Genomic DNA, 17,672 nt, shown 5'->3' on the forward strand with positions numbered 1-17,672 from the left:
CACACGCAGGCCGGCGTGGCGGGGGCAGTCAGTGTGCGTCGACCGACATGCTGCGGATGAACTTGCGCAGGAACTGCTCGCAGGCGGCGAGCTGCGCGAGCTCGACATACTCGTTCGGCTTGTGCGCCTGTTCGATGTTGCCGGGCCCGCAGACGATGCTCGGGATGCCCGCGCGCTCGAACAGGCCGGCTTCCGTGCCGTAGGCGACCTTGCGCTTGTCCTGGTCGGCCGTCAGCGCGCGCACCAGCTGAGTGATCGCGGCCTGTTCGGTCGCGTCGAGCCCGGGCGCCGCGGCGATCTTCGAGAACTCGATCGCCGCGTTCGGATGCTCGCGAAGCATCTGCGGCAGCAGCGTTTCCCGCGCATACGCTTCGATGCGCGCGAAGATCTGCTCGGGATCGAGCGTCGGCAGGTTGCGGAACTCGAAGTCGAACCGGCATTCGGCCGGGACCGTGTTGATCGCGTTGCCGCCCTGGATCGTGCTCGTCTGCGCGGTCGTGAACGGCACGTCGTACAGCGCGTCGAACGGGCCTTCGGCGCGAAAGCGCTCGGCGATGTCGCGGATGTGGCAGATGAGGCGTGCCGCATATTCGATCGCGTTCAGGCCCTTCGGCGTCAGCGACGAGTGCGCCGCGTGGCCGCGCACGCAGCAGCGGTACGCGTTGATGCCCTTGTGCGCGATGATCGGCCGCATGCTGGTCGGCTCGCCGACGATGCAGCCGGACGGCTTCACGCCGCGCTCGACAAGATCGGCGATCAGCAGCGGGGCGCCCGCGCAGCCGATTTCCTCGTCGTAGGAGAGCGCGAAATGGATCGGCTTCGCGAGCTTCGTCGCCTGCATCTCCGGCAGCAGCGCGAGCGCCGCGCCGATGAAACCCTTCATGTCGCACGTGCCGCGGCCGTACAGGCGGCCGTCGCGCAACTCCGGCTCGAACGGGTTGCTGTCCCACTGCTGGCCGTCGACCGGCACGACGTCGGTGTGCCCCGACAGCACGATGCCGCCGTCGGTCGAGCCGTCGTGCGCGGGCACGGTCGCGAACAGGTTGGCCCAGCCTTCGCGCGGATCGTGCGTGAGCGTCGACTGGATGCCCTTCGCGGCGAGCGCGTCGCGCACCGTTTCGATCAGGCCGAGGTTCGGCACGCGGCTCGTCGTGTCCATCGACACCAGCTGCTTGATCCAGGGCAGGCTGACGAGCGAGGCGTCGCCTTGGGTTGCGGCGGACGGCGCCGGCGCGTCGAGAGTGGACATGGCAAAACTCCGTCTGAGGAATGGGAAAATCATACTCAAAAACGCGCCGGCCCGCCTTCGCCGGCCGCGATGCGGTGCAGCATCGCGGCCGTGCCGTCAGCGTGCCGCGCTCGCCGCGTCGGCGCGCGGGGCGAGCGCGCGCAGCGTTTCCTTGATCGTCGACACGCGGATCGCGAGATCGGGCGAGCGCGTCTCGATGCGCAGCTTGTCCTGGCCCGCGAGCTTGATGTGCCGGTGCTTCTGCACCATCTCGATGATCCGCATCGGATCGATCGGCGGGTTCGGCTCGAACTGCAGCCCGATCGCGGCCTCGCTCGCGTCGATCTTGACGATGCCGAGCGGCTTCGCGGCGAGCCGCAGCCGGTGCGTCTCGACGAGCGCGTGCGCCTGCGGCGGCAGCTTGCCGAAGCGGTCGATCAGCTCTTCCTGGATGCCGTCGATCGCGTCGCCGTGCTCGCAGTTCGCGAGCCGCTTGTACAGCGACAGCCGCTCCTGCACGTCCACGCAGTAGTCGGCCGGCAGGATCGCGGGCGCATGCAGGTTGATTTCCGTCGTCGCGGCGAGCGGGGCCGTGAGGTCGGGCTCCTTGCCGTTCTTCAGCGCCTTCACGGCGTCGTTCAGCATGTCGGTATACAGCTGGAAGCCGATCTCGTGGATCTCGCCCGACTGCTTGTCGCCGAGCACCTCGCCGGTGCCGCGGATCTCGAGGTCGTGCATCGCGAGATAGAAGCCCGAACCGAGTTCCTCCATCTGCTGGATCGCCTCGAGGCGGCGTTGCGCCTGCTTGGTCAGCGACTGCGGGTCGTGGACCAGCAGGTATGCGTACGCCTGGTGGTGCGAACGGCCGACGCGGCCGCGCAGCTGGTGAAGCTGCGCGAGGCCGAACTTGTCGGCGCGGTGCATGATGATCGTGTTCGCGCTCGGCACGTCGATACCGGTCTCGATGATCGTCGTGCACAGCAGCACGTTCGCGCGCTGCGCGACGAAATCGCGCATCACGCGTTCGAGCTCGCGCTCGTGCATCTGGCCGTGCGCGATCACGATCCGCGCTTCGGGCACGAGCTCCTCGAGCATCGCCTTGCGGTTCTCGATCGTCTCGACCTCGTTGTGCAGGAAATACACCTGGCCGCCGCGCTTCAGCTCGCGCAGCATCGCCTCGCGGATCACGCTTTCCTCCTCGCGGCGCACGAAGGTCTTGATCGCGAGCCGCTTCTGCGGCGCGGTCGCGATCACCGAGAAATCGCGCAAGCCCTCGAGCGCCATCCCGAGCGTGCGCGGGATCGGCGTCGCGGTCAGCGTCAGCACGTCGACTTCCGCGCGCAACGCCTTCAGCGCTTCCTTCTGGCGCACGCCGAAGCGGTGTTCCTCGTCGATGATCACGAGGCCGAGGCGCTTGAACTGCACGTCCGACGACAGCAGCTTGTGCGTGCCGATCACGATGTCGACGCTGCCTTCGTTGATCTGCGCGATCGCCGCGTTCACTTCCTTCGCGGTCTTGAAGCGCGACAGCTCGACGATGCGCACCGGCCAGTCGGCGAAGCGGTCGGCGAAGGTCTGCGTGTGCTGCTCGGCGAGCAGCGTGGTCGGCGACAGCAGCGCGACCTGCTTGCCGCCCATCACCGCGATGAATGCGGCGCGCAGCGCGACCTCGGTCTTGCCGAAGCCGACGTCGCCGCACACGAGGCGGTCCATCGGCTTGCCGCTCGTCATGTCGCCGATCACGGCCGCGATCGCCGCGGCCTGGTCGGGCGTTTCCTCGAAGCCGAAGCTTTCCGCGAACTTCACGTAGTCGCGCGGCTCGAGCGCGAACGCATGGCCTTCGCGGGCCGCGCGGCGCGCGTACAGGTTCAGCAGCTCGGCCGCCGTATCGCGGATCTGCTGCGCGGCCTTGCGCTTCGCGCGCTCCCACTGGCCCGAACCGAGCGCGTGCAGCGGCGCGCTGTCGGGATCGGCGCCGCTGTAGCGCGAGATCACGTGCAGCTGCGCGACCGGCACGTAGAGCTTGCTGTCGCCCGCGTATTCGAGATGCAGGAATTCGGTCTCGCCTTCACCGAGATCCATCGACACGAGGCCCATGTAGCGGCCGATGCCGTGCTGCGCATGCACGACCGGATCGCCGACCTTCAGCTCCGACAGGTCGCGCACCATCGCGTCGACGTTGCTCGCCTGTTCCTGGCGGCGGCGCCCGGCGCGGCGGCCGAGCGCGCCGTACAGCTCGGTTTCGGTGACGATCGCGTAGCCTTCGCCCGGCACCGCGAAGCCGCTCGCGAGCGGCGCGACGCCGAGCGCGAAGGGCGCGTCGCTTTCGAGCCAGCCCGCGAAGTGGTCGTTCGACGCCGGACGCAGGCGATGCTCGGCGAGCAGTTGCAGGATCGTCTCGCGGCGGCCGGCCGATTCGACCGTCAGCAGCACGCGCTTGCCCGACGCTTCGACGAAGGTGCGCAGCGCGGCGAGCGGATCGTCCGCGTGGCGGTCGACGGTGAGCTCGGGCAAGGCCGTCGCCCAGCCGCCGGCCGGCTGCGCGGGCAGCACGACGCGCGCGAACGGCTTCGCGAACGCGAAGAAATCCTCGTCGGACAGGAACAGCCGCTGCGGCTCCAGGATTGGCCGCTCGCGGTCGTGCGCGAGGAACGCGTGACGCTGCTTCGTATCGGCCGTGAAGCGGCGGATCGACGCTTCGAGGTCGCCGGCGAACACGAGGTGCGCATCCTGCGGCAGGTAGTGAAACAGCGTGGCCGTCTCGTCGAAGAACAGCGGCAGGTAGTACTCGATGCCGGCCGACGGCACGCCGTTGCCGATGTCCTTGTAGATCGGCGCGCGGCTCGGGTCGCCTTCGAAGGTCTCGCGCCAGCGGCTGCGGAAGGCCGTGCGTGCCGCTTCGTCGAACGGAAACTCGCGGCCGGGCAGGAGGCGCACGTCGCGCACCGGATAGAGGCTGCGCTGCGTATCGGGATCGAATGCGCGGATCGAGTCGACCTGGTCGTCGAACAGGTCGATCCGGTACGGCAGCGGCGAGCCCATCGGGTACAGGTCGATCAGCGAGCCGCGCACGCAGTATTCGCCGGGCCGCACGACCTGGCTCACGTGCTCGTAGCCGGCCAGCGTGAGCTGCGCCTTCAGCTTCGCCTCGTCGAGCCGCTCGCCCTGCGCGAACGCGAACGTGTACGCGGCCATGAACGACGCGGGCGGCATCCGGTACAGCGCGGTGGTCGCGGGCACCAGCAGGATGTCGCAGCGGCCCTCGCCGAGGTCGTGCAGCGTCGCGAGCCGCTCGGAGACGAGATCCTGGTGCGGCGAGAACGTGTCGTACGGCAGCGTTTCCCAGTCCGGCAGCAGGCGCACGCGCGCCTCCGGCGAGAAGTAGCGGAGTTCCTGCGACAGCCGCTGCGCGTCGACCGCGTTCGCGCAGATCACCGCAAGGAGCGGGACCGCGTCGCGGTTGTCGGCGAGATAGCGGGCGATGGCGAGTGCGTCGGCGGAGCCGTGCGCGCCGTCGAAGGCGAACCGCTGGCCCGGCTTGACGCGGGCGACGGGCGAGGCGAACGGGGTGGAAGCGTTGTCTGGCATAGGGACGGCAGGGGTGGCGGGCACGGGCGCGACGCGGCGCGCCGGTCGAGACGAAAGACCTATTATAAAATCCGCTTCTCGATTTCATCTTTCCGGCGTTTCCCCTTCGTGACTCCCCGACTTTTCGCCCTGATTCCTTGCGCCGGCACGGGCAGCCGTTCCGGTTCGGCTGTGCCGAAGCAATACCGCACGCTGGCCGGCCGCGCGCTCCTGCATTACACGCTCGCCGCGTTCGACGCGTGCAGCGAATTCGCGCAGACGCTCGTCGTCCTCGCGCCCGACGACACGCACTTCGATGCGCGCCGCTTCGCGGGCCTGCGCTTCGCGGTGCGCCGCTGCGGCGGCGGCTCGCGGCAGGCGTCGGTGCTCAACGGGCTGCTCGAGCTGGCCGAATTCGGCGCGACCGAGCAGGACTGGGTGCTCGTGCACGACGCCGCGCGCCCTGGCATCACGCCGGCGCTGATCCGCACGCTGGTCGCGACGCTGAAGGACGACCCGGTCGGCGGCATCGTCGCGCTGCCGGTGGCCGATACGCTCAAGCGCGTGCCGGCCGGCGGCGACGCGATCGCGCGCACCGAGTCGCGCGACGCGCTGTGGCAGGCGCAGACGCCGCAGATGTTCCGCATCGGTATGCTGCGCGACGCGATCCTGCGCGCGCAGCGCGAAGGGCACGACCTGACCGACGAGGCCAGCGCGATCGAATGGGCCGGCCATACGCCGCGCGTCGTGCAGGGCAGCCTGCGCAACTTCAAGGTCACGTACCCGGAAGATTTCGCGCTCGCGGAAGCGATCCTCGCGCGCCCCGCGAACGCTTCCTGACTTTCACCTCATCTCAAACCGGATTACGCATGGACTTCAGAATCGGACAAGGCTACGACGTGCACCAGCTCGTCCCGGGGCGCCCCCTCATCATCGGCGGCGTGACGATTCCGTACGAGCGCGGCCTGCTCGGGCATTCGGACGCGGACGTGCTGCTGCACGCGATCACCGACGCGCTGTTCGGCGCGGCGGCGCTCGGCGACATCGGCCGCCATTTCTCCGACACCGACGCGGCGTTCAAGGGCGCGGACAGCCGCGTGCTGCTGCGCGAATGCGTCGCCCGCGTGAAGGCGGCCGGCTTCACGATCCAGAACGTCGACAGCACGGTGATCGCGCAGGCGCCGAAGCTCGCGCCGCACATCGACGGGATGCGCGCGAACCTCGCGGCCGATCTCGGCCTGCCGCTCGAGCGCGTGAACGTGAAGGCGAAGACCAACGAGAAGCTCGGCTACCTCGGCCGCGGCGAGGGCATCGAGGCGCAGGCCGCCGCGCTGCTGGTGAAGCAGGGCGCGTGAGCGCCTGACGCCGGTCCGAAGCGGCGCGCAGGTTGCGCCGCCGGAATGAAAAATGCCACGCGTTTGCGTGGCATTTTCGTTTTGCGGCACGATCCGGCGCGCTTGGCCGCCGTATCGCGCTGCCGCTCGCGTGGCTGCTTATTCGCCTTCGGCGGCGATCACTTGCGCGGCGGCGTTGATCACCGACGCGATGCGGCCGACGTCGCGCAGCTGCGTCGTCGTCATCCCTTGCTCGTTCTTCAGCAGCGCGTAGTGCGACTTCACGCAGAAGTGGCACTTGCCGACGATCGATGCGGCGAGCGCGTACATCTCGAAGCGGCGCTTGTCGACGCCGCCGTGCGACGCATACGCGCCCATCCGCAGCTCGGCGCGCTGCGTCTTCAGGTCGGCATCGTCGGCCATCTCGACATACGGATACCAGGTGTTGTTCATCCCCATCAGCGCGGCCGCCGTCAGCACGGCGTTCGTCTCTTCGGGCGACAGCACGCCGGCTTCGCGGATCGTCTTCACGAGCACGGTACTCTTCGCCGCGACCGCCGCCGCCAGCGCGACGCCGACTGCATCGGTGCCTTCGAGCGACGAGCGCGAGATCGTGCCGTCGAGGTTCAGGCGAATGTCCTTCGCGTAGTCGGGGATACGTGCCTTAATCGAATCGATGAATTCCATTGATATCTCCTATGGGTTGGCCGTTAAAAAAGCCCGCAGGCAGGACGTGCGCCGCGGGCTTCGTGCATCGATGCGCTTACAGCGTTGCGCCGCCGACGGCACGGTTGCACGGGCACAGTTCGTCCGTTTGCAGGCCGTCCAGAATGCGCAGGACTTCTTCCGGGCTACGGCCGACGTTCAGGTTGTTCACCGAAACGTGCTGGATCGTGTTGTCCGGATCGACGATGAACGTTGCACGCAGGGCCACGCCGGCTTCCTTGTCGCGCACGCCGAGCTGGTCGATCAGCTCGCCCTTGACGTCGCCGAACGAGTAGTGGTTCAGCTTGTCGAGGTCCTTGTGCTCACGGCGCCATGCGAGCTTCACGAATTCGTTGTCCGAGCTGCCGCCGAGCAGGACGGCGTCGCGCTCTTCGAACTGCTTCGTCAGCTTCGCGAACTCGACGATTTCCGTCGGGCACACGAACGTGAAATCCTTCGGATAGAAGTAGATGATCTTCCACTTGCCCGGGAACGACGCTTCGGTGACGGTCTCGAACGCCGACTGGCCGTTTTCCTCGTGATTGTTGAAGCCCGGCTTCGCGGCTACGACGGTGAATGCTTCGAGTTTATCGCCCACGGTTTTCATGCGGATACTCCTGTGTGAGTTGGGAAGAAGACTGAGTCAAGCTACCTCGGTGCTGCAACGTTGATGTGACAGCATGGGCACGACTATAACACTATTAATAAGTCGCTTCAATAGTTTTTGGCTAACGATTCCCATAGTTTTTTTCAACCGCGCCGATAGTGTGACGCGCAAGAAGCGTGCGCGAACGCGTCACGCCGTCGCACGCGCCTTGCCGGCGCCGGGGAATTCGAGCGTGACTTCGAGGCCCGCTTCGGGGCTGCGGTTGCGCAGGCGCAGCGCGCCGCGATAGCGGCCGACGAGGCGCAGCACGATCGCCATGCCGAGCCCCGTGCCGTCCGCCTTGGTGCGCGCCGTGTCGACGCGGTAGAACGGCCGCATCACGAGCGGCAGCTGGTCCTCGGGGATGCCCGGGCCCTCGTCGCTCACCGACAGCTCGACGCGCGCGTGCGTCACGCGCGTCTCGAGCGTGATGCGCGACACGCCGTCGTCGCGGCTCTGGCCGTATTTGCGCGCGTTCTCGACGAGGTTGCCGATCACGCGGCGCATGTCGGTCTCGTCGGCTTCGATCACGGCGGTCGGCGCGAGCCGCGTGCGGATCTCGACGCCGTCCTCGCCCGACACGCGCGCGGCGACTTCGTGCGCGATCGACGACAGGTCGACCGGCTCCGGCTTGCGCTGGGTCGGGCGCGCGTAGTCGATGAAGGCCGCGATGATGCGATCCATCTGCTCGATGTCGTCGACCATCGCGTCCTTGGTCGCCTGGTCGGACGGGCTCATCTCGGTCTCGAGCCGCAGCCGCGCGAGCGGCGTGCGCAGGTCGTGCGAGATGCCCGCGAGCATCAGCGCGCGGTCGGCCTCGAGCTGTTCGAGGTCGCGCACCATCTGGTTGAAGCTGCGGTTGGTGTCGGCCGCGACGCCCATCCCGCGCTCGGGCAGCAGCTCGGGCGTCTGGCCCGAGCCGATCTGCCGCGCGGCGAGCGCGAGCCGCGAGAACGGCCGGTTCACGAGGCTCGTGATGAACGCCGAGCCGAACAGCGACAGCGCGAGCGCGAACAGGCCCCAGCCGGCCCACTGCAGGCCCGTGACGCTGTCGAGCTGGTCGCGGTCGAGCGCGACCCAGTAATCGTCGTCGTCGATCTTGAAGCTGATCCACACGCCCGGGATGTCATTGACCGACTGCGCGATCACAGTATCGTCGCCGAGCCGGCTGCGGATGTCGTGTTCGATCAGGCGGTTCAGCGATTCGTCGGGCTGCAGCTTGAACTTGTCGGTCTTTTCGCGCGGGTACACGCGCACGCCCTCGTTGCTCTCGAGATCCTGCAGCAGCGCGCGCCGCAGATCGGGATCGGAATAGAGCAGGGCGGTGCGCGTGAGCTTCACGATCGCGACGAGCTGGAGCGCGACGCGCTGCGCGCGCGGCTCGCGCTCGATCACGCGAAAGCTCTGGAACCACGCGGCGAGACTGACCGAGATCAGCAGCGCGATCAGCAGGAAGGTGCGCCAGAACAGCCCGCCGAACGCGAGCTGCAGGAGGCGCCGGTCGATACGCATGGGACGGGCCGTGGACGGGCGAAACCGGAAAGAGAAAAGATCAGGCGGCGCCGTCCGGAATGAACACGTAGCCGAGGCCCCAGACGGTCTGGATGAAACGCGGGCTGCCCGGATCCGGTTCGATCAGCTTGCGCAGGCGCGAGATCTGCACGTCGAGGCTGCGGTCGAACACTTCGTATTCACGGCCGCGCGCGAGCTCCATCAGCTTTTCGCGCGACAGCGGCTGGCGCGGATGGCGCGCGAACACCTTCAGCACCGAGAATTCGCCGGTCGTCAGCGGAATTTCCTGGCCCGACTTCGTCAGCGTGCGCGTCGCGAGGTTCAGCGAGAACTCGCCGAACTCGAACACCTCGGTGGTTTCCGACGGTGCGCCAGGCAGTTCGGCCGGCGCCTGGCGGCGCAGCACCGCGTGAATGCGCGCGACGAGTTCGCGCGGGTTGAACGGTTTCGGCAGGTAGTCGTCGGCGCCCATCTCGAGGCCGACGATGCGGTCGACGTCCTCGCCCTTCGCGGTGAGCATGATGATCGGCGTGCGGTCGTTGCTGCCGCGCAGGCGGCGGCAGATCGACAGGCCGTCTTCACCCGGCAGCATCAGGTCGAGCACCAGCAGGTCGAAGCGCTCGCGCACCCAGAGCTTGTTCATCGCGGTCGCGTTCTCCGCGACGTACACGTTGAAACCCTGCTCGCCGAGATAGCGGCGCAGCAGATCGCGCAGGCGCGGGTCGTCGTCGACGACGAGAATCTTGGAGGGGTTTTTCGTTTCCATGAGCGGCATCTTATCGCGAATGGGAAATCACGCACGGTCGCGTATTTTCGCGCGTTACAGTCCGTTACAAAATTTACCCGTAGTGTCGCGCGGAGTAAAGGCAGGCTATAGAGATTCCTTTACTCGAAGCTGAAATTCGGTAGATACTCCCCTGCACTCCATCTTTCATCTTTGTACACCCGAATTCCGCAGGGTTTTTCAAGTACCAGAGGTAACCGGTTGCCGCGTGACGAAGGGAACAAATCGACCAAAGAAGCGAGGACGGTCATGCGATCTGCCCGGATTGCACTGATGCTGACGATCGCACTTGCCGGTCCATATGCGTCGAACTTCGCGTATGCGCAGCGCCCCGAGCAGGGCGCCTCGTCGCGCAAGCTGCCGCGCGGCAAAGCGCCGCAGCCCGACCGCGCCGCCGACATGGCGGTCCGTTCCGCCGTGCCTCCCGATCTCGATCAGCACCGTCGCGACGGGCACATGACGCCCGAGGAGCGCCACCTGCTGCGCCAGCACATCGAGGACGCCGTTCGCGAGCTGTACAAGCGCTGACACGCACGCGCGTTCGCACGGCGCGGAAAGATTCCGTAGCAATTTTTCGGTCAACTTTCGGATGCGTGCCGCCGTTGAACCGGCATCCGCACCGCCGGTGCGCTCCGGGAGTCCACGACGATGAAAGCGAACGCTGCCGCCCCGGCGCCGTCGCCTGCCATGCAGTCGCCGCTCGATGCCGACGACGCACTGTTTTTCCTCAGCCGCACCGGGTTCTCTCCCGCGCCCGCCGACGTCGCGCGCGTCGTCGGCATGACGCGCGCGCAGGTCGTGGCCGACACGCTCGACAGCGTGCGGCGCGAGCCCGTGACGACGTGGCCCGACTGGATCGCCGAGCTGCCGCCGACGCGCGCGCAGCGTCAGGCGCTGACGCCCGACATGCGCCGCGACGAGCAGCGCGAGCGCAATGTCCGCTACGATGCGCTGCGCGCCGCCTGGGTCAACGAGATGATCGTCACGCCGTCGCCGCTCACCGAGCGCATGACGCTGTTCTGGCACGGGCACTTCACGTCCGGGCAGGACAAGGTCCCGTATCCGCAGACGATGGCCGCGCAGAATGCATTGTTTCGGCGCGAGGCGCTCGGCAACTTCGGCACGCTGCTGCATGCGGTCGCGAAGGATCCGGCGATGCTCCAGTATCTCGACGGCGCGAGCAACCGCAAGGGCCGCCCGAACGAGAATTTCGCGCGCGAGGTGATGGAGCTGTTCACACTCGGCGAAGGGCATTACTCGCAGCGGGACGTGACCGAAGCCGCGCGCGCGATGACCGGCTGGAGCGTCGATCCCGATACGCTGCGCTTCGAGGTGCGGCCCGACTGGCACGACGCGGGCGACAAGACGATCCTCGGCGAGACCGGCGCGTTCGACGGCGACGGGTTTCTCGACATCCTGTTGAAGCGGCCCGAGACGGCAAGCTTCATCGCCGGCAAGCTGTGGCACGAATTCGTGTCCGATACGCCCGACGCCGGCGCGCTCGATGCCGTGGCCGAGCGGTTTCGCGCCAGCGGCTACGACATACGCGCGGCGCTCGCCGCGCTCTGGTCGACCGACGCGTTCTGGGATCCGCGCAATCGCGGCGTGCTCGTGAAGTCGCCGGCCGAGTTCGTCGTCGGGTCGGTGCGGCTGTTCGACGTCGCGTACGGCGATCCGCAGACGCTCGCGAACACCGTGCGCACGCTCGGGCAGAACCTGTTCTATCCGCCGAACGTGAAGGGCTGGCCGGGCGGCGCGATGTGGATCAACAGCACCACGCTGCTGGCGCGCAAGCAGTTCGTCGAGCAGTTGTTCCGCGCGACCGAGACGGCCGGCATGCGCTCGCCCGCGCATGCGATGGCGCCGCCGTCGCCGAATGCGCGGGCGCAGGCGATACCGGTTGCGGACGCCGCGTCGGTTGCCGGCATGCGCGGCGCGCCGGTCAAACTCGCGCGCGGCGGCCTGCGATTCGACCTCGAACGCTGGCTCGCGCAGTATCGTGCGCGGCCGCAGGCGATTGCGGGATTGTCGACCGAGCTCCAGCTGCAGCATGCGGTGCTGCCGGTGTCGCCGGTCGCGGCGATCGATACGGACTCGACCGGCAGCGCGTATCTCGAGGCGCTGCTGATGGATCCGGCCTATCAACTGAAATGACTGAAACGACCGAAACGACGACGAACAGGCACGCTGCCGCGGTGGCCATGCCGCACGGCGAGCCGAAGGATGCACGATGAACCGACGTGATTTTCTGACGCTGACGGGCGCCGCGGCCGCGGCGGGCGTGTCGTTGTGGCAGCCGCCCGCGCAGGCGGCATCGATGGTCGCGGTCAGGCGCCAGCCGGCGACCGGTTATGCGAACGTGCTGATCCTCGTCGAACTGAAGGGCGGCAACGACGGCCTCAACACGGTGGTGCCCTATGCGGATCCGCTCTACTACCAGTTCCGCCGCAGCATCGGCATCAAGCGCGACCAGGTGCTGCAGCTCGACGCGCAGACGGGGCTGCACCCGTCGCTCGCGCCGTTGATGCCGCTGTGGCGCGACGGACAGGTCGCGATCGTGCAGGGCGTCGGTTATCCGCAGCCGAACCTGTCGCATTTCCGCTCGATCGAGATCTGGGACACCGCGTCGCGCTCGGACCAGTACCTGCACGAAGGCTGGCTCACGCGCACGTTCGCGCAGGCGCCGGTGCCGCCCGGCTTCGCGGCGGACGGCGTCGTGCTCGGCAGTGCGGAGATGGGACCGCTCGCGAACGGCGCGCGCGCGATCGCGCTCGTCAATCCCGCGCAGTTCATCCGCGCGGCGCGGTTGGCCGAACCGTCGTCGCTGCGCGAACGGAACCCGGCGCTCGCGCACATCATCGAGGTCGAGAACGACATCGTGAAGGCGGCCGACCGGCTGCGCCCGCGCGGCGGGATGCGCGAGTTCAGGACGGCCTTTCCGGCCGGTACGTTCGGGACCTCGGTGAAGACCGCGATGCAGGTGCTCGCGGCATGCGAGGCGTCGGGGCCCGGCGCGCAGGACGGCGTCGCGGTGCTGCGGCTCACGCTCAACGGTTTCGATACGCACCAGAACCAGCCGGGGCAGCAGGCGGCGCTGCTCAGGCAGTTCGCGGAAGGGATGAGTGCGATGCGCGGCGCGCTGGTTGAGCTCGGGCGCTGGAACCAGACGCTCGTGATGACGTATGCGGAATTCGGGCGGCGCGTGCGCGAGAACCAGAGCAACGGCACCGATCACGGTACCGCCGCGCCGCATTTCGTGATGGGCGGCCGCGTGGCCGGCGGGCTGTACGGCGCGACGCCGGCACTCGGGCATCTCGACGGCAACGGCAACCTGCCGGTCGCCGTCGATTTCCGCCAGCTCTATGCGACCGTGCTCGGGCCGTGGTGGGGGCTCGATGCGACGCACGTGCTGCAGCAGCGCTTCGAGACGCTGCCGCTGCTGAAGGTGTGAGGCGGTCGTGCGTGACGGGGCGGATCAGCGGCCGCGTGCGGCGCGCCACGCGATCCACAGCTTGCGGATCGGCGTCAGCGCGATACGCTGGTGCAGCACCTGGTAGCCGTCGCGCTCGATTTCGTCGAGCAGCGCGCCGGCCAGTGCGATCTGCGCACGCAGCGTGCGTTGCGCGCGGCGTTCGGACGCGGGGATCGCCGCGTCGGCGGCGGCGAGCGCTTCGCGCGCGCGGGCCGTCTGAAACTGCAGCAGCTCGCTGAAGGCCGGGCTGTAGCGGCGATTCAGCAGGTCGGCCGCGGTCACGTTGTAGCGTTGCAGTTCGTCGATCGGCAGATAGATGCGGCCGTGGCGCGCATCGTTGCCGAGTTCCTGCACGAATTGCGCGAGCATCAGCGCGTGGCCGGCCTGCGCGGCCCACGGTTGCGGTTCGGCCGGATTCGCGGCGCTTGCGCGCGCGACCAGCGACGCGAAGGTGCCGCCGACCTGCGCGATGTAGCGCTGCAGGTTCGCGAAATCCAGGTAACGCGCCTGTTCCAGATCCATCCCGTAACCGTTGACGAGCGTGCGCAGCGCGTCGGTTTCTGCGCCGATCGCCGGGTGGTGCTGCGCGAGCGCCTTCGTGACCGGGTGCGACGGTTCGCCGGCGGCGAGCGCCGCGAGTTCCTTGTGCCACCACGCGAGTTTCGTGTGTCCGACGGTCGGATCGCTGGTTTCCTTGACGGTTTCCTCGAGTTCGCGACGCAGCGCGAACAGGGCCGTCAGGCGCGGTGCGGCGGCGAGCGGCGCCTGGCGCAGCGCGTAGTAGACGCTGGAGCCCGCGGGGGCGGCCTTTTGCTGACAGTAGTCGTCGAAGTTCACGGGTGGGGTCGTGGCGGAGGCGGATTCGGGGGGCGCGTGCCGGCGGGTGGCCGGCACGTCGAGCGCGGCATTCTAGCACCGCTGTCCGACGGGCGCCGGCGGGGCGAGACAATGCTGCGCGGATCGGGTAGAATCTCGCGCTCGCCTGATCGGGCGTGCCGGTTTTCGGGTTTTCGGGCCGGCATGACGCCCGGGCGCGTGGAGCACGCTTCTTGCGTGCCGCGCGGTCAGGCGACAGGAATGCGCGTGAGTGGCGAAATTGGTAGACGCACCAGGTTTAGGTCCTGACGCCCGCAAGGGTGTGCCGGTTCGAGTCCGGCCTCACGCACCATGAAGTCGAACGGGCTCCGCCCAGGACCGTTCAAAAAAAGCGCTGCCGGTCGGCTGACCGGCAGCGCTTTTTTGTTGATGACGATTTTCGCCGATACACGGCTCCTGTCCAGCGCACGGAAATTCAGGTCGCGTAGCGCGTATCATCTCTTCATTACAGTTCCTGTACGCAGCGCTCCCTGCCGAGGACCGTCCATGAAGAAGAACATCGCACACACATCGATTGCCGTACTCACGCTCGCGCTGGCCGTACCGGCATCTGCCACGACGGCCGCCGACAACGTCGCGTGGAGCGCCAGGTCCGTGCAGACCGGCGCAGCCTCCCCGGAGTGTTCGGCCTATTCGGGCCGGCTGATTTCGAGCGGGGTGTCGCTGTCGGGCGAAACCGTCCTGAAATCGGTCGGCACGGCGCTGCTCGGTTCCGCACTGGGTTTCGCCAGCGGGTATCAGGGCGCGGTTCCCAACCCGTGTCGGCACGCGGGCTTGTGAGCGGCCGGGAGCGGACCGCCAATATTGCTACCGCATTTGATGAAAGGCGCCGCGCGTCGACCGACCGCGGCGCTTTGTCGTTCGGCGCGCGCCTAGTCCCAGAAACTCCGCACCGCGACCGCCACGATCACCGGCACCGAAAACACCAGCGGAATCGCGAAATACTGCGCTTCGCGATCGACGATCCAGCTATAGATCAACCACGCGACGCCGATCGCGAACGTGACGAGGCCGACCAGCACCGCGGCGATATTCAGGGCGAGCTTCGAAGGCTGGCGGCGCGCTTTGTCGTTGGTGTCGGGTTCGCGCGGAGACGATTTCATCTGGAGAGGGGCCCGGGCCTGGCAGGTATAAAAGCACAGGAAACCCCATCCGCACCGATCGCGCAAGGGCCGGCCCCATCTCGTTGGTGAGCGCGCGTTACAACCCGAACGACACGGCCAGTTCGTCGAGCAGCTCGCGCTGGAACGTGACGAACCGCTCGCCCGGCTGCTGCGCGATCGCGAGGTCGAGCATCGGATCGGCGACCTCGGTGCGGATGCCGGCCAGTTCCTCGACGATCGCGAGTCCGCAGAACGGCACGTAAGCCTCCGAATAGCCGCCTTCGTGCACGATCACGAGCCGTCCGCCGCAGTGGCGCCGTGCCGCCTCCTTCACCGCCCGCGTCATGCACCGGTAACTGTCGGTATGCAACTGCATGCGCGCGAGCGGGTCGACCGCGCTGGCATCGAGACCGCTCGCGACGACGATCAGCTCCGGCCGGAATCGTTCCAGCGCCGGCAGCACGATCCGCTCGAACGCATGGCGATACGCGTCGTCGCCGCTGCCCGCGAGCAGCGGCACGTTCAGGTTCGCGCCGACGCCCGCGCCTTCGCCGCGCTCGTCGCCGCCGCTGTAGCCGGGCGGAAAGCAGCGGTCCTGGTGCAGCGAGATCGTCAGCGTGTCCGGATCGTCGTAGTAGATCGACTGCGTGCCGTTGCCGTGATGCACGTCCCAGTCGATCACCGCGACGCGCTCGATCGCATGCTTCGCGCGCGCGGCCTCGATCGCGATCGGGATGTTCGCGAGCAGGCAGAAGCCCATCGGGCGATCGCGCAGGCAGTGATGGCCGGGCGGGCGCGACAGCGAGAACGCGTTGGCCGCATGCCCGCCGACGACCGTGTCGACTGCCGCGATCGCGAGGCCGGCGGACAGCGCGGCGATCTCGTAGCTCCCTTTGCCGAACGGCGCGAGATCGCCGAGGTCGCCGCCGTTCGCATCGCTGAGCGCGCGGAACGCGTCGAGATAGCTCGCCGGATGAATCCGCAGCAGATCGCCGGTGGTGGCCGGCGCGGCACCGCGCAGGTCGAGGTGAGCGGCAAGGCCCGACGCCTGCACGAGCGACAGGAAGCGCCGCTTCGAATCGGGCGATTCCGCGTAGCCGGCGCTCGATGGCGGCTGGACCCAGCCGCCGACCGGGAAGAACAGCGCGTGCGTGCCGCCGGTGTGCCAGAACGTGCGTTCGTCGGTGAAGAAGGCAGTGCGATTCATGGATGTGCTTGACCTGTCACGGTTGGAAGGAAACGGCAGCCGCGGCAATCCGCGCGCGGCGATCGATATGGCGCAGCGCGGCGAACGACGCGATCGCGACGGCAGTGGCGGCCGCGAACAGCGCGTGCATCGTGCCGCCGGCATCGAGCAACAGCCCGGCGAGCAGCGGGCCGGCCGCGAGGCCCGCACCGATCACGAAATTGAGCGTCGCGACGAGGCGCCCGGACGTATCGATCTGTGCGACGGTCGCGAGAATGAACGGCAGTACGAACGTCCACGCGAACTTGAACGCGAAGATCGCGGCGCTGTAGCCGCGCGCATGCGGCAGCGCGGCGAGTGCGACGAGCGACGCCGCGAGCAGCGCGTAACCGGTGGCCAGCATCGTGCGCCGCGCAAGCCGGCCGCCCGCGCAGGATGCGAGCGCCGCGCCGGCAATCCCCATCACGCTCGCGATCGCGAGCACGTTGCCGGTCGCTTGCGGATCGAGTCCGGCTTCCGCCGCCGCGCGGCTCGCGAAGGTCCACACGCTGCCGATCGCGAGATAGAACGTCAGCACCGCACCGATCGCGAGCGCGACGAAGCGCTGCGGCGTATTCGTCGCAGCGCCGCGCGCGGCCCGCGCCGACGCGCTCCGCGCACCGAGCGTCGCCGGAAAGCCGCGCGACAGCGGCGCGGCAAGCAGTGCGAGCACGGCCAGCGCGACGTACAGCGCGCGCAGCCCGAACCCGGCGAACACGTGCGGCAGCACGAACAGGCCGATCGCGCCTGCGATCAACTGGCCGACGACCCAGAGGCCGTACACGCGATCGCTGTTCTCGCTCGTGGCCGCACTGGTCATGCAGAGCACCATCAGCGAGCCGCCGCCGAGCGCGGTGACGGCACGCAACGCGAGCAGCGTGACGAAGCCGGGCATCCACAGCGCGGTCAGGAGATTGCCCGCGCCGAACAGCGCGATCGCGCAGGCGGCAACGCGGCGCGCATCGACGCGGCCGAGCCACAGGTACGACGGCACGGTCGCGAGGCTGAACGCACCGAGTTCGACGAAGAAGTAGGTGCCGATCTGCGACGCGGACAGCCCGAGCTGTGTCGCCAACTGGCCGGCGACGGCCGGCGCGACGAGTAGCAGCAGCGGCGTGATGGCCGCGAACACGACGAGGGCGACGAGCGTCGAGCGCGCGAACGGCGACGCGCGGCCGTCGGACGGCAGTGCGGCATCGGTGGAGCAAAGGGTTTTCATG

Annotated in this window: 16 protein-coding genes and 1 tRNA gene; 7 read left to right on the forward strand and 10 right to left on the reverse strand. The window is 68.2% G+C overall.

All coding sequences use genetic code 11. The features are described 5' to 3' along the window. Positions 1 to 28: 28 nt before the first annotated feature. Together argE and mfd are read right to left on the reverse strand one after the other, a co-directional pair. On the reverse strand, positions 29 to 1,249 hold the full coding sequence (gene argE, locus DID99_RS07445) for an acetylornithine deacetylase (protein WP_124570214.1): 1,221 nt from the start codon (positions 1,247 to 1,249) through the stop codon (positions 29 to 31). Between the two features lie 96 nt (positions 1,250 to 1,345). Further along, a complete protein-coding gene (mfd, locus tag DID99_RS07450; RefSeq protein ID WP_124486220.1) occupies positions 1,346 to 4,816 on the reverse strand; it encodes a transcription-repair coupling factor in 3,471 nt (1,156 codons plus the stop codon). Positions 4,817 to 4,924: 108 nt separating this feature from the next. On the opposite strand from mfd, the gene ispD reads away from it, so the two are divergent. Both ispD and ispF read left to right on the forward strand, forming a co-directional pair. Beyond that, the gene (gene ispD / locus DID99_RS07455) at positions 4,925 to 5,635 is read left to right on the forward strand and encodes a 2-C-methyl-D-erythritol 4-phosphate cytidylyltransferase (RefSeq protein ID WP_124486221.1); all 711 of its coding nucleotides are present in this window, start codon (positions 4,925 to 4,927) and stop codon (positions 5,633 to 5,635) included. Positions 5,636 to 5,664: 29 nt separating this feature from the next. After that, the gene (gene ispF / locus DID99_RS07460; protein ID WP_044843723.1) at positions 5,665 to 6,150 is read left to right on the forward strand and encodes a 2-C-methyl-D-erythritol 2,4-cyclodiphosphate synthase; all 486 of its coding nucleotides are present in this window, start codon (positions 5,665 to 5,667) and stop codon (positions 6,148 to 6,150) included. A 138-nt stretch (positions 6,151 to 6,288) separates the two neighbouring features. Here the strand turns inward: ispF and DID99_RS07465 are convergent, their stop codons facing one another. The 4 genes from DID99_RS07465 to ompR all read right to left on the reverse strand — a co-directional run bounded on the left by DID99_RS07465 (position 6,289) and on the right by ompR (position 9,767). Then, a complete protein-coding gene (locus DID99_RS07465) occupies positions 6,289 to 6,816 on the reverse strand; it encodes a carboxymuconolactone decarboxylase family protein (RefSeq protein ID WP_044843722.1) in 528 nt (175 codons plus the stop codon). A 76-nt stretch (positions 6,817 to 6,892) separates the two neighbouring features. Then, a complete protein-coding gene (locus tag DID99_RS07470; protein ID WP_006478563.1) occupies positions 6,893 to 7,441 on the reverse strand; it encodes a peroxiredoxin in 549 nt (182 codons plus the stop codon). Positions 7,442 to 7,630: 189 nt separating this feature from the next. After that, complete coding sequence (locus DID99_RS07475) at positions 7,631 to 8,992, reverse strand: ATP-binding protein (RefSeq protein WP_044843721.1); 1,362 nt, start codon at positions 8,990 to 8,992, stop codon at positions 7,631 to 7,633. A 40-nt stretch (positions 8,993 to 9,032) separates the two neighbouring features. Beyond that, positions 9,033 to 9,767 carry a two-component system response regulator OmpR gene (ompR, locus tag DID99_RS07480; RefSeq protein ID WP_004192636.1) on the reverse strand — a complete coding sequence of 245 codons (735 nt, stop codon included), beginning with the start codon at positions 9,765 to 9,767 and terminating at the stop codon, positions 9,033 to 9,035. 258 nt (positions 9,768 to 10,025) lie between these two features. Between ompR and DID99_RS07485 the strand changes: the two genes are divergently transcribed. The 3 genes from DID99_RS07485 to DID99_RS07495 all read left to right on the forward strand — a co-directional run bounded on the left by DID99_RS07485 (position 10,026) and on the right by DID99_RS07495 (position 13,227). Next, positions 10,026 to 10,304: a hypothetical protein gene (locus tag DID99_RS07485; protein ID WP_124666474.1), complete on the forward strand. Its 279-nt coding sequence runs from the start codon at positions 10,026 to 10,028 to the stop codon at positions 10,302 to 10,304. A gap of 120 nt (positions 10,305 to 10,424) precedes the next feature. Continuing rightward, positions 10,425 to 11,930: a DUF1800 family protein gene (locus tag DID99_RS07490; protein WP_124666435.1), complete on the forward strand. Its 1,506-nt coding sequence runs from the start codon at positions 10,425 to 10,427 to the stop codon at positions 11,928 to 11,930. A gap of 76 nt (positions 11,931 to 12,006) precedes the next feature. Then, on the forward strand, positions 12,007 to 13,227 hold the full coding sequence (locus DID99_RS07495; RefSeq protein WP_124486224.1) for a DUF1501 domain-containing protein: 1,221 nt from the start codon (positions 12,007 to 12,009) through the stop codon (positions 13,225 to 13,227). 24 nt (positions 13,228 to 13,251) lie between these two features. Here the strand turns inward: DID99_RS07495 and hpnD are convergent, their stop codons facing one another. Next, complete coding sequence (hpnD, locus tag DID99_RS07500) at positions 13,252 to 14,085, reverse strand: presqualene diphosphate synthase HpnD (protein ID WP_124666436.1); 834 nt, start codon at positions 14,083 to 14,085, stop codon at positions 13,252 to 13,254. 244 nt (positions 14,086 to 14,329) lie between these two features. Here hpnD and DID99_RS07505 point away from each other — a divergent pair. Next, a tRNA-Leu gene (locus DID99_RS07505) sits at positions 14,330 to 14,416 on the forward strand. Between the two features lie 194 nt (positions 14,417 to 14,610). Then, positions 14,611 to 14,904: a hypothetical protein gene (locus DID99_RS07510; RefSeq protein WP_124486226.1), complete on the forward strand. Its 294-nt coding sequence runs from the start codon at positions 14,611 to 14,613 to the stop codon at positions 14,902 to 14,904. 92 nt (positions 14,905 to 14,996) lie between these two features. Here the strand turns inward: DID99_RS07510 and DID99_RS07515 are convergent, their stop codons facing one another. The 3 genes from DID99_RS07515 to DID99_RS07525 form a co-directional block, all read right to left on the reverse strand. Continuing rightward, a complete protein-coding gene (locus DID99_RS07515) occupies positions 14,997 to 15,227 on the reverse strand; it encodes a hypothetical protein (protein ID WP_044843684.1) in 231 nt (76 codons plus the stop codon). A 97-nt stretch (positions 15,228 to 15,324) separates the two neighbouring features. Beyond that, the gene (locus tag DID99_RS07520) at positions 15,325 to 16,434 is read right to left on the reverse strand and encodes a class II histone deacetylase (protein ID WP_124666437.1); all 1,110 of its coding nucleotides are present in this window, start codon (positions 16,432 to 16,434) and stop codon (positions 15,325 to 15,327) included. A gap of 16 nt (positions 16,435 to 16,450) precedes the next feature. Continuing rightward, positions 16,451 to 17,671, reverse strand: a complete 1,221-nt coding sequence (locus DID99_RS07525; RefSeq protein ID WP_124666438.1) for an MFS transporter — start codon at positions 17,669 to 17,671, stop codon at positions 16,451 to 16,453. Position 17,672 lies beyond the last annotated feature (1 nt).

The sequence above is a fragment of the Burkholderia sp. Bp8986 genome, from assembly GCF_003854225.1.
Classification (GTDB): Bacteria; Pseudomonadota; Gammaproteobacteria; order Burkholderiales; family Burkholderiaceae; genus Burkholderia.